The 16,144-nt window shown below is 60.6% G+C and carries 14 protein-coding genes; 8 read left to right on the top strand and 6 right to left on the bottom strand.

What is annotated here, in order from left to right; genetic code table 11:
* Positions 1 to 44: 44 nt before the first annotated feature.
* Positions 45 to 533 (bottom strand): carboxypeptidase-like regulatory domain-containing protein, encoded by a 489-nt coding sequence (locus VGL22_RS04385; protein ID WP_465265670.1) that lies wholly within the window; start codon positions 531 to 533, stop codon positions 45 to 47.
* The gene (gene carA, locus VGL22_RS04380; protein ID WP_465265669.1) at positions 530 to 1,675 is read right to left on the bottom strand and encodes a glutamine-hydrolyzing carbamoyl-phosphate synthase small subunit; all 1,146 of its coding nucleotides are present in this window, start codon (positions 1,673 to 1,675) and stop codon (positions 530 to 532) included. Before carA ends, VGL22_RS04385 begins: the two co-directional genes overlap by 4 nt.
* A 178-nt stretch (positions 1,676 to 1,853) precedes the next feature.
* On the opposite strand from carA, the gene VGL22_RS04375 reads away from it, so the two are divergent.
* A complete protein-coding gene (locus VGL22_RS04375) occupies positions 1,854 to 3,119 on the top strand; it encodes a hypothetical protein (protein WP_465265668.1) in 1,266 nt (421 codons plus the stop codon).
* Between the two features lie 88 nt (positions 3,120 to 3,207).
* Here VGL22_RS04375 and lepB read toward each other — a convergent pair whose 3' ends face one another.
* Complete coding sequence (lepB, locus tag VGL22_RS04370; protein WP_465265667.1) at positions 3,208 to 3,834, bottom strand: signal peptidase I; 627 nt, start codon at positions 3,832 to 3,834, stop codon at positions 3,208 to 3,210.
* A gap of 78 nt (positions 3,835 to 3,912) precedes the next feature.
* A complete protein-coding gene (locus VGL22_RS04365; RefSeq protein ID WP_465265666.1) occupies positions 3,913 to 4,812 on the bottom strand; it encodes a TraB/TrbI/VirB10 family type IV secretion system protein in 900 nt (299 codons plus the stop codon).
* A gap of 158 nt (positions 4,813 to 4,970) precedes the next feature.
* Between VGL22_RS04365 and VGL22_RS04360 the strand changes: the two genes are divergently transcribed.
* Together VGL22_RS04360 and murQ are read left to right on the top strand one after the other, a co-directional pair.
* Entirely contained in the window at positions 4,971 to 6,110 is a 1,140-nt protein-coding gene (locus VGL22_RS04360; protein WP_465265665.1) for a serine hydrolase domain-containing protein, read from the top strand.
* A gap of 257 nt (positions 6,111 to 6,367) precedes the next feature.
* On the top strand, positions 6,368 to 7,330 hold the full coding sequence (gene murQ / locus VGL22_RS04355; RefSeq protein WP_465265735.1) for an N-acetylmuramic acid 6-phosphate etherase: 963 nt from the start codon (positions 6,368 to 6,370) through the stop codon (positions 7,328 to 7,330).
* A 48-nt stretch (positions 7,331 to 7,378) separates the two neighbouring features.
* Here the strand turns inward: murQ and VGL22_RS04350 are convergent, their stop codons facing one another.
* The gene (locus tag VGL22_RS04350) at positions 7,379 to 7,939 is read right to left on the bottom strand and encodes an NUDIX hydrolase (RefSeq protein ID WP_465265664.1); all 561 of its coding nucleotides are present in this window, start codon (positions 7,937 to 7,939) and stop codon (positions 7,379 to 7,381) included.
* On the bottom strand, positions 7,936 to 9,216 hold the full coding sequence (locus VGL22_RS04345; protein WP_465265663.1) for a hypothetical protein: 1,281 nt from the start codon (positions 9,214 to 9,216) through the stop codon (positions 7,936 to 7,938). Before VGL22_RS04345 ends, VGL22_RS04350 begins: the two co-directional genes overlap by 4 nt.
* Before the next feature lie 125 nt (positions 9,217 to 9,341).
* Here VGL22_RS04345 and ribD point away from each other — a divergent pair, with 125 nt between their 5' ends.
* From ribD to VGL22_RS04320, 5 genes are all read left to right on the top strand, one after another.
* Positions 9,342 to 10,499: a bifunctional diaminohydroxyphosphoribosylaminopyrimidine deaminase/5-amino-6-(5-phosphoribosylamino)uracil reductase RibD gene (gene ribD / locus VGL22_RS04340; protein ID WP_465265662.1), complete on the top strand. Its 1,158-nt coding sequence runs from the start codon at positions 9,342 to 9,344 to the stop codon at positions 10,497 to 10,499.
* 24 nt (positions 10,500 to 10,523) lie between these two features.
* Positions 10,524 to 11,606 carry a hypothetical protein gene (locus VGL22_RS04335; protein WP_465265661.1) on the top strand — a complete coding sequence of 361 codons (1,083 nt, stop codon included), beginning with the start codon at positions 10,524 to 10,526 and terminating at the stop codon, positions 11,604 to 11,606.
* 80 nt (positions 11,607 to 11,686) lie between these two features.
* Positions 11,687 to 11,962, top strand: coding sequence for a hypothetical protein (locus tag VGL22_RS04330; RefSeq protein ID WP_465265660.1), 276 nt, complete (start codon positions 11,687 to 11,689; stop codon positions 11,960 to 11,962).
* Positions 11,963 to 13,150 carry a glutathionylspermidine synthase family protein gene (locus tag VGL22_RS04325; RefSeq protein WP_465265659.1) on the top strand — a complete coding sequence of 396 codons (1,188 nt, stop codon included), beginning with the start codon at positions 11,963 to 11,965 and terminating at the stop codon, positions 13,148 to 13,150.
* A 250-nt stretch (positions 13,151 to 13,400) separates the two neighbouring features.
* Entirely contained in the window at positions 13,401 to 16,064 is a 2,664-nt protein-coding gene (locus VGL22_RS04320) for an alkaline phosphatase family protein (RefSeq protein ID WP_465265658.1), read from the top strand.
* Positions 16,065 to 16,144: the final 80 nt, after the last annotated feature.

Raw genomic sequence — 16,144 nt, 5'->3', positions numbered from 1 at the left:
TTGTGATTTCCTGCTTGGCAAAGTGTCTGGTGAGTAAGCGGGGTTCAGTTCGTGTTTTGGTGTTTTTTGAGGGCTTTTTGGAAATCGTGCTTGCTGGTGAACACTGACGAACACGTGTCGGCGCAGGCGCCGGGGCCTACGATGACGTACAGCTTCTTGCGCGCGAGCGAACTGGCGATCTGGAAATCGAGGATTACGTCTTCTTCCGCGGGGGCGTATTCCGTGCGGGCAACGCGGAAGGTGTAGTGGCCTGAGGCGTGGTCGAAGTGGAATGCGCCGCGGTCGTCGGTGCGGGTGGTGTATATGGGCTTTCCGTTTTGATCGAGTGTGACCTCGGCATGCTGCAAAGGCTTGCCCTGAATGTTAACAACGTAGCCTTCAGCCTTGGCGAGATGAACGGCCCTGTCGATTTCGACCTGGGCATGCAAAGCGATGCCAGCGGTCACCCACAAGAATGAGAGGCCCAAAAAACAGCGGAGCCGAAAGCCCCGCTGTCTGGAATTGCCGATGCTGTCGCTTGCGGCGAAGGTCATCCCTTCCACTCCTCCATCATCTGGCGGAAATCGCGGAACAGGTAGTGCGAATCGTGCGGTCCGGGAGCAGCTTCAGGGTGATATTGCACGCTGAACAACGGAAGGCTCTTGTGGCGCAGGCCTTCGAGCGTGTTGTCGTTGAGGTCGACGTGCGTGAGCTCGACTTCGTTTGCGTTGACGCTGTCGGGGTCGACGGCGAAATTGTGATTGTGAGCGGTGATCTCCACCTTGCCGGTGATGTTGTTGCGCACGGGGTGATTGCCTCCGTGGTGGCCAAACTTCAACTTGTAGGTCTTGCCGCCGAGGGCCAGGCCGCAGAGCTGATGGCCGAGGCAGATGCCGAAGACCGGCACGCGGCCCATCATGTTGCGAATGGCCTTCACCGCATAATCAACCGGCTCGGGGTCACCCGGCCCATTCGAAAGGAAGACGCCGTCTGGCTTGAGCGTCAGCACATCGTCCGCGCTGGTCTCTGCGGGGACCACGGTGACCTTGCAGTTTTCGCGGCCGAGCATACGAAGGATGTTCTGCTTGATGCCGAAGTCGTAAGCGACGACGTGAAGGCGCGGTTTGGCCGGATCGTTCAACAGCGAAGTCGGCAGCAGCGGATCACCGGCCTGATAGTGGGGGTCGTTCTCGTCGAAGTGGTACACCTGCTTCGTCGAGACGACTTTGGCAAGGTCGGTGCCGTCCATTTTTCGAATGGTGCGGGCCTTCGCGACGAGTGCGTCAACGTCTGTGCTCTGCGTGGAGATGACGCCACGCATCACGCCGTTGTTGCGCAGATGGCGAACGAGGGCGCGGGTGTCAATCTCGGCAAGCACGGGTATCTGAAAGCGCTCCATGTACTCATCGGTGACCTGCTCAGAGCGCCAGTTGGAGCTGACGGCGGAGAACTCGCGCACGATGAGGCCCTCGATGAAGGGCTTGGAGGCCTCGTTGTCTGCCTGGTTTGTGCCGTAGTTCCCGATTTGAGGATTGGTGAGAACGACGATCTGTCCAGCGTAGGAAGGATCGGTTGCGATTTCCTGATAGCCGGTTAGGGAAGTATTGAAAACTACCTCTCCCTGGCATTCGCCGGGGTGGCCGTAGCCTTCGCCGCGGAAGATGCGCCCGTCCTCGAGCGCAAGGAGTGCCTGCATTGCTTCTCCCAGCAGTGGATTCAATGAATTATACAGGTTTGCGCGCGGAAGTTCTCGGCCCGGGTGTGCACGGTTTGCCACAGTCGAGCACCGCCGTGCAGCTCGAACGTGCAAGCTGTTGGGTAGAATCAGTCATCTCGGTCCTCCGGGGCATCAACTCAGGAAAGGCGCGTCATCCATGCGCATCGCCGCGGCCGCAATTCTGGCCATCTTCGCAGCAATGCCTCAATCTCAACCCGGTGCGCGCAACCAACTGGAGAATCTGCGGGCGCGCGTGCAGACAGCGATCAAAGCAGGCGACCAGCAGGCACGCATTGCGGCCGATCTGGAACTGCTTCGCGTGCTCAACGGGTCGCCTTCAGCTGTTGAGGCGCTGGCACGGGCCTACGCCGCCGCGGGCGATATTCCGAAGGCGCTGGCAGCGCTCAACCAATTTGCCGACCTGGGGCAGGCCGACGACAACCTGCTCAAAGGCGAGGACAAGAGTTTCTTGGCACTGGAGCCACGGACAGAGTACAAGCAAGTGCTGGAACGATTCCAGAGGAACCAGAATCCGGTATCCCTCGGCGCCGCAGCGATCACGCTGCCGGATCCGGGGTTGCTCACCGAGGACATCGATTTCGATTTGTCCACGCATACGTTTCTCATCACCAGCGTGCTGGAGCACAAGATTGTGCGCGCGGGTCTCGATGGCAAGATCGACGATTTTGCCTCGTCTCCCGACGGATGGCCGATGCTTGCTGTCAAGGTGGACGGGCAGCGGGGGTTTGTGTGGGCCACGGAGGTGGCGCTCGACGGCCTCAGCGCGGTGCCGAAGGACGCGTGGGGCCGCTCAGCCGTTCTCTGTTACGACTTGAAAACTGGCAAGCTTCTACACCGGATCGAGGGGCCGCATGGCAGCGCTCTGGGCGATATGGTGCTTACTTCGAATGGGGAACCGGTCGTCAGTGATGGCCAGGAAGGCCGGCTGTATCGGGTATCGAAGGGTGAGCTCCGCGCGATGGATACCAACGAGTTCATCTCTCCGCAGACGCCGGTGCCGGTGTCCGGAGCGGACACTCTTCTTGTTCCGGATTATGTGCGGGGCATCGCAGCGATGGATCTGGGCTCGGGCCAAGTCACTTGGCTCGATGGTGCGAAGGTCGCGCTCAATGGGGTGGATGGCCTCTATCTTCATGGACGGTCGCTCATCCTGACGCAGAACGGAACATCGCCGCAACGTGTCATTCTTCTCGAACTGGATGCATCACTGAGCCGCGTCAACGGCACGACAGTGATCGAGCAAGGGGCTAGCGATTCTCCTGACCCGACGCACGGGGTGGTGGTGGGAGACGATTTCTACTACATCGCCAATTCAGGATGGAGCCGGGTGGATGACCATGGGGATGTCAAAGCGGGCTCGCGGATGACGGCCGCGAGGATTATGCGCTACAGGCTCAGGTGATTTGACTCGGGTCTGCGAGTTTTAACGTGCGGGTCTGAATGACACTCACGACAGCTCGGGTGGAGACCGCACCTATACTTTGCGCGATCTAATCCACAACGCCGGCATCTTTGGTAGGCCAGTAAACGAAGACGGCTTTCCCGTAGATCAGGTCGCGGTCCACGGGGCCGAACTCGCGGCTGTCGGATGAGATGGAGCGGTGGTCGCCCATCATGAAGTACTCCTCGTCGGGAATGACTGTCTCGGGCATGGACTTCATGTCGCGGAACTCGTCGGGCACATAGGGCTCTGGCATGTGCTTGCCGTTCAGGTAGACCTCGCCGCGGTCGATGCGCAGGCGGTCGCCGGGTACAGCGATCACGCGCTTGATATAGCTCTTCTCGGGGTCACGCGGATAGTGAAAGACCACTACATCGCCGCGGTGGATGGACTCGAAGTGGTAGACGAACTTGTTGATGAAGAGGCGGTCGCGGTCTTCAAGCCGCGGCAGCATGCTGGTGCCTTCCACCTTCACGGGCTGGTAGAGAAACAGGACGATCAGAACGGATGCGCCGATGGCGACGGCGATATCGCGCAGCCAGAGGTTCAGGGGGTTGGGCTTTGCCGGTTCCGGAGCCGGACCGGGCGCCGGAGCAGGCATGGTTGCCGGCATGTAAGGGGGCTCACCCTGGTGAGTAAGGCTGGCTGGAGGAGTGGTTTCGTCTTCGGGCAACATGGTTGTGTCTATTTCCAGCTTACTCGCGTCCCGGTTTTCGCGTGCCGGGATGCGGGCAAAATTCGTGATCGCGCTCGGTTACTGGCAGCCCAGTCCGCCCGGCGGGCATAGGACGTGCGCGCGGTTGGGCTTTTCCATGGGTTTAGGCTGGTCGGCCGAGGGTACCAGGGCCGGAGTTCCCTGCCCCGCAGCCAGGTTTTCTTCTTCAAGGATGAGCGGCCGCTGCAGGACCATCTCCACCTGCGAGCCGGATTCGATGTTCACGTCGGCTCCCCGCGTGAAGAGGGCGACGATGCCGGCTGCGGCGAGACCTGCTCCCATGCCGCCGAGAGTGCCCGCCACTGGATGACCGCTAATGCCGCCGCCGATAGCGCCGCCGGTTGTGGCAGCCGGCACGGTGATCTCGGCTACCTTGCCCATGTTGCGGGCTTTATCGCCTTCCTGTTCGATGGTGCCTTCGCCATCATTCTTTATGTGTTGCTTGGTCGCGCCGGGCAAACTGTTGACGAGGCCCGGGATCTCAACGACTGTGCCGTTGGGAAAGATCATGGAGGTGAAGTGCATGTCGAGCTGTGCGTGGCCTTTCATATGACCGGCCCGCTCCACGTGATCCACCACTCCCTGGACGTAGACACCGGCGGGAATCAGCACGTGGCTGCCAACGACCACGGGAAAAGTCGAGGCCAGATAAACGCCATCACCGGCTTTGGCGCTCTTAGTGTTGACGGAACTGCGCAGTTGCAGCAGAACCTTGGTACCTGCGGGAACGGTGTAGGTCTTCTTTCCTGAAGCGGAGACCGAGGCGGTGGTCAGCTGAATGGCAGGTTGCTGCGCGGCAGGCTGCAGCACGGCAGGCTGCAGCACGGCAGGCTGGCCGCTGGACGAGGGGACGGATTGGGAGTCCTGCGCGTTTGCAAACAACGGTCCTGCTGCTACAAGGCTTGCCAGCACAAGGCTCATCCACGGCCGAAACGCCATACCTGCTCTCCTCAAGGCGATGGGGGATTTTGCGAACTTACCCATTTCGATAGACGGGCTATCCGACCCCAAGGATAGCCTGATTTCCTGCTTTGCACCCAAATTCCGGCGTGTTCGTCACTGCCGTCCGGACGGATTCGCGGTAGGATGTCGTCATTATGACCTCCGAAACCGTTGTGCCCGTCGCCGAGAGCGTTGCCGATTCCACCGGGACCTCCAACCGGTTTGCCGCGGCGCATCGCGTGCTGGAGGAGGCCATCGCGGCGCGCGCCTTTCCCGGCTGCGCCTTTGGAGTGCTGTCCGGCGGCCGAATCGTCGACCACGGATCCCTGGGCCGCTTCATCTATCAGGAGAACAGTCCGGCGGTGTTGCCCGATACGGTTTTCGACGTGGCCAGCATCACCAAAGTGGCGGCCACAACGGCTGCGGCCATGCTGCTGCACCAACGCGGGCTGCTCGATCCCGATACGCTGGTGGGCGATCTGCTGCCGGGCTTCATCGTAGGCCGGCCGCACACGGCGGAGGTGCGCGATGTGACGCTGCGGCACCTGCTGGCGCACAGTTCCGGCCTGCCCGGGTATGTGGAGTTCTTCCGCACCCACAGCACGCCGGCCGCGCTGTTCCGGGCTTGCCTGGACCTCCCCCTGGAGGCCACGCCGGGAAAGCGCGCCGAGTACTCTGACCCGGGGTTCATCCTGCTTGGCAAAGCGCTGGAAGTGATCATGGGCGAGCCGCTGCCGCAGTTCGTCAATCGCGAGATCTTCGATTCGCTCGGCATGCACGCTACGTCGTTCTGCCCACGTCTGTCGGCACGGCACGCCATTCCGCCCACTGAAGAGGATAGTCACCTTCGGTTTCGCATCATCCAGGGTGAGGTGCAGGACGAGAACGCCTATGTTCTGCATGGCGTTGCGGGGCACGCGGGCCTGTTCTCGAATGTGACGGACCTGCTGCGTTTTGCTGCGGAAATTCTGGCTGCATCAGGTCACCCATCGATGCCCGAGCCGAGCAGACTATTTGTCCGGGGCACGATTGAGCGCTTCTCAGAGCGCCAGGGACCTGCGGGCAGCAGCCGGGCACTGGGCTGGGATACACCCAGCGAGAATTCGTCCTCGGGACGGTTCTTCGCGCCGCGGTCGATCGGGCATCTGGGGTTCAGCGGCTGCTCCTTGTGGATCGATCTTGCGGCCGGAGTTGCTGTGGTGCTGCTTACCAACCGCACCTGGCCGGACCGGACCAACCAGACCATCCGGCAGGTGAGGCCATCCTTCCACGATGCTGTCCGGCAGGCACTCTAGATCGACCTGGAGGATGGGGGGCTCAGACGGCCGTCTCGTTCGGCGGGGCAGGCTGCGGGCAGATCAGGGTGGGTGAGCGCTGGTTTATTTATGTCGCATGCGCGCGGCCGAAAGATTCGTATTCAATCGTTTAACCGGGCAGGTCCTGCTCCGGGAGGTTCGGCGTGTTGCCGGCCACGGAGACAAAAATGTTTTCCTTGCTCGAAGTTCCGGCTACAATCTAAATAAGGACAAGCCTGATGTTAACTACTTCTCCGATGCAAGATAACGCCGGACCCCATGTGAAAGATACGGGTAAAAGAGACACGGCGACCTTGCTTCAACACCTGACCACCGAGAGCCAAAACGAGGCGTCTCAAGGGTTTGACACTAAATCCGCGCTTGAAATTGCGCGCATCATCAACCACGAAGACTCGAAAATTGCAGCAGCGGTGAAGAAGGCGCTGCCTGAGATTGCCCAGGTCATGGACCACGTGGCGCGCTCGCTTCGCGACGGCGGACGGTTGATTTATATCGGTGCCGGATCGAGCGGCCGAATTGCCGCGCTTGACGCTTCCGAGTGTCCCCCGACCTACTCCACAGCTCCCGGCCAGGTGCAGTACATCATGGCAGGCGGACCGAAAGCGCTCGCCTCCGCGGTGGAAGTGAACGAGGATTCCGAGGAACTGGGTCAGCGCGACATCGCCCGGCGGCGCCCCACGCGAAAGGACGTTGTGATCGGGCTCAGCGCTTCCGGCCGCACTCCTTACGTGGTGGCCGCTACCGCTTACGCCCGTGCTCGCGGAGCCTACACCGCCGCCGTGACCTGTAACCTGGGGTCGCCTCTCGCCGAAGTGGCGGATATCGCGATCGTGGCCGATGTGGGCGCTGAAGTGGTCTCCGGCTCCACCCGCATGAAGGCTGCCACCTCGCAGAAGATGATCCTCAACATGATCACCACCGGCGCCATGACGCGCATGGGCTATGTGTACGAGAACCTCATGGTCAACGTGCACATGCAGAATTCCAAGCTGGTGGAGCGCGGTATCCGGATTTTGACGAAGGCCTGCAATATCGACCGCACGACGGCTGTGGAGACGATCAAGTCCGCAGGCCGGAGCGTGCCGGTTGCGCTGGTGATGTTGAAGGCCGGCGTGGACAAGCCGGAAGCCGTGAGGCGGCTGGCGAAGTCCGATGGCAATGTGCGGTTAGCGATTGAGGATAACGCGGCCGACATTTAGACGCAGTTTCTCTTGCAGATCCTTGGTCTCGGTAAGAGGGTGCGGCCGCTACAACTCCGCCGCCCCTTGTGCCGCCAGCAGTCCCAGAGCCCCTATCGTGAATCCGTCGCGGATCGTGCCCGCTCTGATCTTCGCCCAGATCTCGCCCAAAGCCAGCAACTGGTATGAGGAGATCGCTTCCCCCGCCTCATCGAGTTCAATCGAGGCTATTTGCTCCTCCGGAATTTCCATCAGGAATACCCGTACTTCAGTCTCCACAATCGCTGTATCCGGCCTCAAATACCCCAAAAGGCGGGAGGAACTCGCAACCAGACGCGTCTCTTCCTCAAGCTCCCGGCGCGCACCCTGCTCCGCCGACTCGTCCGTGCTCGCTGAACCGCGCGGGAACTCCAGGGATTCTTCGCCCGCGGCATACCGGTTTACAGCCAGAAGCACATACCGACCGTCTGCGAAACGCGGCAGGATCACGACCCCTGGCGGATTCCCCCGGTATCGCAGCCGAACGTAAGTCCCCGGAGTACCATCGGGCCGGATCACCTCATCGTCAAAAAGTTCAATAAAGCTGTTCGCATAGACAAGCTTCTCTTTCGTTCTCGTATATTGGTTCATCTTGCCTGACCCTCCAAATCGAGAAAACCGCGCGTTAGGAGCCCATGGATATTGCGTATCTCGCCGCCCGCCACGTGCGACAGGAGAGTCTCCTCAAGTCTTTTCTCCACCTTCTCGGCGCCAAATGACGATGCTACTGTCGAAACGATCTTCATGACAGGTCTGGCGATCAATGCCCCGCCAGGCAGTGTAATGGACAACAAGTACTCACCAATTGCCTCGCCCGCCTGGTGAACACCCGCGCCGGCAGACGCCGGGACAAGGCGAAAGATCAGATTTTTCTTCGAATCGTCCGCTGCGATCTGCATGCCGATATCCTCGGCTGCTTCCACGATCCTTTCGGCGCGAGATTCCGGCGCTGCCCGCCGAATGACTCGCAACCACTTGAGAACGGAGCTCCACGAAACAGGGTGCAATCGAGTCAGCCGGGCGTCCGATGCTTCGATGGCGCTGACGGAAGCGGACTGCATTCCTGCCGAGCGAATCACCTCTTCGGCGTCGTGATGAAGAGTGGTGAGCGCAGCATCGGCCTGAAGAGATCCGGCAATCACCTCGTTGTATGCCAGATTGACCACGCTGTGCAGGGATAACTTCACCGCACTGTCTATATCACTTAGATTGATGTTCCCGTGATAGGAGCTTCGATCGTTGCCATTAACGACGGAAAGGAGCCATGCGAGAGACTCCTGCAGATAAGGAAGATGATGCGCGTTTCGACAGCAGGCTTCAAGACGTGACCTGAGCGTGAATGCGGCAGGTCCGGCTATGGGACATGCACCTCCAGCGCTGCGGACCCGGGCCGTCCTGTCGTTATAAGCTGCGTCGAGCCGATCAAGATTCGTCCACATCCTTTCCTGTTCGGAATCGTGGAACCTGCCTTTTTTTGCGTCTTCCAGAATCTCGAGGCGTCTTTTATATTCCTGTGACTGCGAGGTTTCCTTTGTCTTGGGCGGGGTTGGTATTCCCTGCCAGCTGGAAAAGTGGAAAGAAGGATTCGCAAGCCTGTCAATAAACGCCCCCAGTGGGCTCCGCGGCGTGTCCTCGGCTCGCAGCACAAAGGGCAGAATCTCGATGAACCCTTCACGGATCAACTCGCGGAAACTTGGGTCCTCGGCAAAATCCAGAATCTGCAGGGAATCGATTGCCTGTGTCTGCGAAATGCGAACTGTCTCGCCGAGCAGAAGCGCGAGAATCATTTCCGACTTCGCAAGATGCGGAAAAGCCGATCCCCAGCGGCTGCGCACCGTATCGACTGAGTCCAGATAACGAAATCCCATGTTCTGCTCCAGCCCATTGCAAGCGTATTTCGGCAATTGGATGGATCGTCGCACATCGGGATTCACGAATCAATAACGGAGGGGATGTCCCCCCGATCCATTACACTTCCCCTCAGCGGTAAGTCATGGCTATGCAGCACGATCAGGATATTTATTGGATGCAGCGCGCGCTGGAGTTGGCGCGGCGCGGGGTTGGTGTCGCATCGCCTAATCCGGCCGTGGGCTGCGTCATCCTCGACTGCGCCGGCCAGGTGATCGGCGAAGGCTGGCATGAGTATGACCTGCTGGATCATGCGGAAGTGGCCGCGCTCAAAATAGCTCGGCAGCACGCCGCGGCTTCGCTCCGCAAAGATCGGCTGCGCGGGGGAACGGCGTACCTGACGCTCGAGCCGTGCAATCACACAGGGCGCACCGGTCCGTGCACCCAGGCGCTGATCGAAGCCGGCATCAAGCGCGTGGTGGCTGCCACCGGCGATCCCAATCCCAACGTGACCGGGCATGGCATGGAGTCATTGCGTGCAGCGGGTATTGAGACGGTGATGGGCGTGTGTCAGGCAGAGGCCCGACGGATCAACGAAGGCTTTGCGCGATGGATCCGGCACAAGCGGCCTCTGGTGCTGATGAAGGTTGCAATGACGCTGGACGGGCGCATCGGCCCCCCGCCGGGCCATCATGCCGCCGGCGAGCCCTACTGGATCACCAATGGAGCTTCGCGGCAAAACGTGCAACTGCTGCGCTGGCAGGCGGACGCCGCGCTTACGGGCGTGGACACGGTGCTGGCCGACGACCCCCAACTCACGGACCGCAGCGGCCTGCGGCGGCGGCGGCCTCTGCTGCGGGTTGTGCTCGACTCCGCTTTGCGGATGCCGCTCGACTCCAAGATCGCCCGCACCGCCGATTTTGACGTGGTGATCTTCACCGTTTCCCGGGACGAGAAGAAGATTTTCGAACTCACGCGCCGCGGTGTGCGTGTGGAAGTGCTGCCCGCCGAGCACGGCCGGGTTCCACTGGGCGCGGTGCTGGAGATGCTTGGAGCGGAAGGGGTGCTCACCGTGCTGACCGAGACCGGAACGCGCCTGAACACTGCGTTGCTGGCGGGTGGCCTGGTGGATCGCGCGCACATCTTTGTGAGTCCACAGATCATGGGCTCGGATGCTGTTCCGGCGTTCAAGGGACTCGCCAGCCCCATCCACATGGCGGCGGTAGAGGTGGAGCGGTACGGGAACGATGTGGGACTGTGTTCCCTGCTTCGCGATCCGTGGAAGGCCGACGGCGACTCTTAATCGGTTGGAAGGATGGGGTCTACTATGATCGCCATAAGCCGAGTCTTTGCGGTAGTGCTGTCGCTTTGGTTGGTGACAAGCACCGTGCGGGCGCAGGAATTCCCAGAGATCACGCCCGACACGCCGGTGGACACGGCCACTCTGCACACCTGGCTGCTCAGCCTGGATCCACACCTGATTGCGTGGGCTGCGGATTTTGCGCGCCGCCGCCACGACGCGCAGATTGTCTCCGAGATCCCTCCGGTGCTGGAGCAATGGTCGCTGCCGGTGCTTGTCGATTCATACCAGGAGAGTTCTTCGCATCGTCGCGTAGTGCTCGCACTTTTAGATACGCTCATCCAGGAGAATGCGACGGTGCCGCTGAACGTGATTGAGTCCGTCTCCCGTCAATTCCCTGCCCAGGCCCTGATCTTGATCAAGCGCTTACCCGCGGGCTCCACAAGGCCCACTCTAATGACGTGGACCTTTGGAACCGATGACCAAATTGCCGGCCGGCAAGCACGAGCGGCTGCCATGCTTCTGTCGGAAGCCCCGGACCCGGAGTTTGTGGCTCGCGTGGTTCGAAGGGCAGAACAGGATCTTACTGTAGAACTGGTAAGCACAGCCGGTATGGGATTCGGCAGCGGCGGTATTTCGGTTGGTTGCGGAGACGGCGGCGGCATGCCGCCAGAGCCGCGATGGCCTGCTGTCTTCGTCTACCGCTTGCGCGAAGCCGATGCACCCCGCGCGTCCGCCAACGAGTTAGCTGTCGCGCAGGTCGGTTCGCACAGCATCACGACGGAGCGACGGGATGTGAACGAACCGACCGGCGAGTGCTCGTCGGATTTGCCGGACGCGACGTTCCGGCACGAGTTGATGGCTTACTGGCTCGGCGTCAGCCCCGCTGATATGAAGTGGCAGCCCGCCGAATCGCACACGATTGTATGGACGACACAGGCAGCGTACGAAAGCGAACTTGGCACCGTCACCGAGCAACAGAGGATCAAGATGCTGGATTCGTTTGAGCGCCTGCACGAGCGCGATCTGCTTGAACCGCTCCCTGAGCCGAGGGTTATGGTCAGGGTGGATTGCCGTATCGACCCGTGCCCGCTTCAACAAACCCAGTGAAGGGGGCTGCATGGGTACGGAATATCTTGCGGCCTGCTGCGCACGGGCGCAGTGTATGCTGAATGCACACATTCGGCCCCATGCGTAAATCTCGCGAAATCCATCTCACCCTGCTTGCCTCCCTGGCCGTAACACTCACCGCCTGCACTCCCGAACCCAAAGACTGTGTCGACGCGCAGAGCCGCAAACTGCCTGACTCCGCGTGCCAGGCGTCTTCACGCTATGGAGGGGCTCATTACATCTATGGCGGATCCAGTGGCGGCCACTCGGGGGATTATGTGATCGGGGGCAGCAGTAGTTCGCACAGCATTTTGCGCGGCGGCTTTGGCGCGCATGGCGAAGCGGGAGGCGAGTAGATGCGTCGTCTGACGGTAAGTCCGCGCCCTGACTGGCAATCCCGCGTCGAGAAGATCGGCCTGACCTACCACACCCTTGCGAACGGCCAGCCTTATTGGGATGAGTCTGTTTACTGGCAGTTTACTTCCGCCGAGATTGACCGGCTTGAAGCTGCTACCGCCGAGATCCAGAACCTGTGCCTCAGCGCCGGTGATGTGATTCTTAATCAGGACCGCCTCGCCCAGATGGGAATTCCCGCGGCCGCGCACGCAGCCATCCGGGCTGCGTGGAACGGCGAACCGCCCGCCCTCTACGGGCGTCTGGATCTTGCCTATGACGGGTCCACCATCAAACTGCTGGAGTACAACGCCGATACACCGACGGGATTGATTGAGGCCGCGGTGGCGCAATGGTATTGGCTTCAGGACTGCTTCCCTGAAGCCGACCAGTGGAACTCGATTCACGAGAAGCTGATCGCCAAGTGGAAAGACCTGAAGGACTACATCCCCGGCGGGGTCCACTTTGCCGACGCCGGCAGCGACGAAGATCGCATGACGACGGCCTACCTTCAGGACACCGCCGAGCAGGCCGGCTTGCGCACGCGTCGGCTCGCCGTCAAGGAAATCGGCTGGGACCAGCGCCGCCTTGGATTCGCCGATCTTAAGAACGACCGCATCCATACCCTCTTCAAGCTCTACCCCTGGGAGTGGATGCTCGAGGAGTCCTTTGCACAGCAGGCACTATCCACGCTGCCGCCCGCCTCTCCACTGGTCGAGTATGGTCCCCGCAAAGACCGCCGCTCGTGGGGCTCGCTGCTCTGGATCGAGCCCATCTGGAAGATGATGTGGTCGAACAAGGCGCTGCTGGCTATTCTGTGGGAACTGAACCCAGGCCACGAACTCCTGCTCCCGGCCTACCTCGATGGGCCGCGCGATCTCAACAGCTACGTCCGGAAGCCTTTCTTCGGCCGCGAAGGCGCCGGTATTTCCCTGATCCGCAATGGCGTCGCCGAGTTCGGCAGCCTCCAAGGCCTGGCGCCGCACGGCTACGTCTACCAGGCGCTGGCCCCTATGGCCCAGGCTGGCGGAAGAACCGCTGTGTTCGGATCATGGCTGATTGACGGCGAACCCGCCGGCATGGGAATCCGCGAGTCGCTTGGTCCGGTAACCACCAACACAAGCTGCTTTTTGCCGCACCTGTTTCGCTGAAGATCCCGGTACATTCCCAGGCGACCCGCGACTGGCGCCGGCCAGTTTGGTCGTTCTTCAGGAGCATAGATGAATGACCGCTTAAGGCACGCTGTTGAGATAGTCTGCTTTTCCCGAGCCTACTCACAACCGAATCCCAGCATCCAAAACAGTGGGGGCTCGGGGAGCAATGCCTACATTCAAATCTATCTACAGCGCCTGCTGTGTCGCAGTCGTATGCATCCTGTGCGGATGTGCATCGGTGCACACCATGTCGACACCTAATTATCAATTAACCGTCAAACCTTCCGGAAACGGCACCATAACGAGTTCGCCGGGCGGCATCAGTTGCGGGCAAACGTGCTCGGCGGCATTCGCAGCGGGAACGAATGTAACGCTCACCGCAACGGCTGCATCGGGAATGACATTCAATGGGTGGGGTGGCGCATGCAGCGGAACGGGCTCGTGCGCTGTCACGATTGCAGGCGACACGTCTGTCTCGGCAACCTTCAGTACTAGCACGACGCCTCAGGTGCAGTTGAGCGTCACCACAGCGGGTACGGGAACGGGGACGGTCACCAGCAATCCTGCGGGCATCAACTGCGGACAAACGTGCTCTGCAAATTTCCTAAGCGGCACAGCGGTCACGCTGACTGCCGCGGCTGGTTCAGGTTCCACGTTTGCAGGCTGGACAGGCGCCTGCAGCGGCACCGGGACCTGCACCGTTGCGCTGTCAGCAGCGGCCGCGGTAACTGCAACCTTCAACACGACAACAGCCGCTCAGGTACAGCTCAGCGTGCAGGATGGCGGCTCCGGGACCGGAACCGTGACAAGTAATCCTGCGGGTATCGATTGCGGGCAGACTTGCTCTGCTGGCTTTCCCAGCGGCACAGCTGTCACGTTGACCGCCACGCCGGCATCCGGGTCGACGTTCGCAGGATGGACAGGCGCATGCAGCGGAACCGCGGCTTGCACCGTTACGCTGTCCGCTGCGACCGCGGTAACCGCAACCTTCAACACGACAACAGCCGCCCAGGTTCAACTCAGCGTGCAGGACGCCGGGTCAGGGACGGGAACCGTAACCAGCAATCCCGCCGGCATCAATTGCGGCGGAACCTGCTCGGCGAGCTTCGCGAGTGGAACGGCGGTCACGCTGACGGCTGCGCCTGCTTCGGGGTCTACATTCACGGGTTGGTCTGGGGCGTGCAGCGGAACTTCGAACTGCGTGATGACCCTAAACGCCAACACCAACGTGACGGCGAACTTCAGCACAGCGTCTCCGTCGTCGTACCAGTTGACGGTGCAATCGTTGGGGAGCGGTTCCGGCACCGTAACAAGTAATCCCGCCGGAATCAATTGCGGAACTGCTTGTACCGCCAGCTATAACAGCGGGAAGGTGGTTACCCTGACGGCCGCCGCTGGCACGGGCTCGTCCTTCGCCGGCTGGACCGGCGCATGCACTGGAACCGCGGGCTGCAGCGTGACCATGGACGCCGGTGCGACTGTGGGCGCCATCTTCAACGCCAGCAGCAACAGCAACGGCATTGGGGTGATCAACCATGTTGTCCTGGTTACACAGGAAAACCGCTCGCTGGACAACTACCTGGGGGCACTGCGGCAGTATTGGAGGAACAACGGCTACGCCGATATCTCTTTCGATGGATTGGCCCAGTTCAATCCTTCCACCGGTGAAGCGCCTCTGCAGGGACCTCCGCCGTCCGTCCCTGGCTGCAATCCCAACGATCCCCCGCCGAGCGACTGCATCTACGACAAGACAAATCCGATCACGTCCTTTCATCTGAAGACCATGTGCACCGAAAACACCAGTCCCAGCTGGAATGAAGCACACGTGGATTGGAGCTACGAAGATCAGGTGGGCCGGTACCCGGCGACTAACGATGGCTTTGGGTGGGTCACCGGGCACGACTCGCGGGCGGAGAACTTCTACGACACCAACGGCATTCGCGTGATGGGCTATTACGATGACGGCGATTTGAATTTCCTGTACTTCATGGCATCGAACTTCGCCACGTCGGACCGGTGGTTCCATCCTGTCTTGTCGCGCACCAACATCAACCGCGAGTACATGATTGCGTCGACGTCTCAGGGCTACGCTTATCCCAATGGCACGAACAGCCACGACATGGCGCTGCTGACGGCGAAGACCATTTACCAGGAACTAACGGACGCGGGCGTTAGCTGGAAGATTTATGTGAATCCGCAGGGGAGCAGTTGCACGCAGCCTTATCAGTCGTCGTGTCTGATGACCCTGAGCTATCTGCAGAACTTCACTTATGCGCAGACGGTAGTCAAGAGCTATCCGCAGAACATCGCGCCGATCTCGCAGTACTATACGGATCTTCAGAACAACACACTGCCGCAGGTGGCGGTGCTCGAGCCGGCGTCAGAGGCTGGAGATGACGAGCACGGCTCAGACACAGATAAGGTGGCCACCGACATTCAGCGCGGCGAAGCTTATGCCGAGTCGCTCATCAACGGGTTGATGACGAGTTCGTCATGGAGCAGTTCTGCGGTCTTCATGACCTATGACGAGAATGGCGGGCTGTACGATCATGTGCCGCCGCAACCCGCGGTCAGCCCCGACGGAATTAAGCCCGTTGACCTGCAGCCGGGCGACGTTTGCACCAAGGTAGACGGCCCCACGTGCGATTTCACCTATACCGGATATCGCGTGCCGCTGGTGGTGATCTCGCCCTATGCAAAGAAACATTACGTGTCACACACCGTCGCGGACTATACGGCCATGCTGAAGTTCATTGAGACACGGTTCAAGCTGTCGCCGCTCACAAATCGCGACGCGGCACAGATGGATATGACAGAGTTCTTCGACTTCAATAATCCGGCATGGAGCACTCCGCCCACGCCGCCCGCACAAAACACGAACGGAGCATGCTACCTGGATCATCTGCCGTAGACGTCACGAACGAACATTCTTCCTGACGATTTGAAAAGATCGGGCCGCTCACGTCGATGAGGCTAGCGGCCTTTTAGTGG

Origin of the sequence: Occallatibacter sp. (assembly GCF_036502485.1) — a bacterium.
In the GTDB taxonomy this organism is placed as follows: domain Bacteria; phylum Acidobacteriota; class Terriglobia; order Terriglobales; family Acidobacteriaceae; genus Telmatobacter.
Note: the sequence above shows the minus strand (reverse complement) of the source record. Positions and strands in the feature narration are given on the sequence as shown.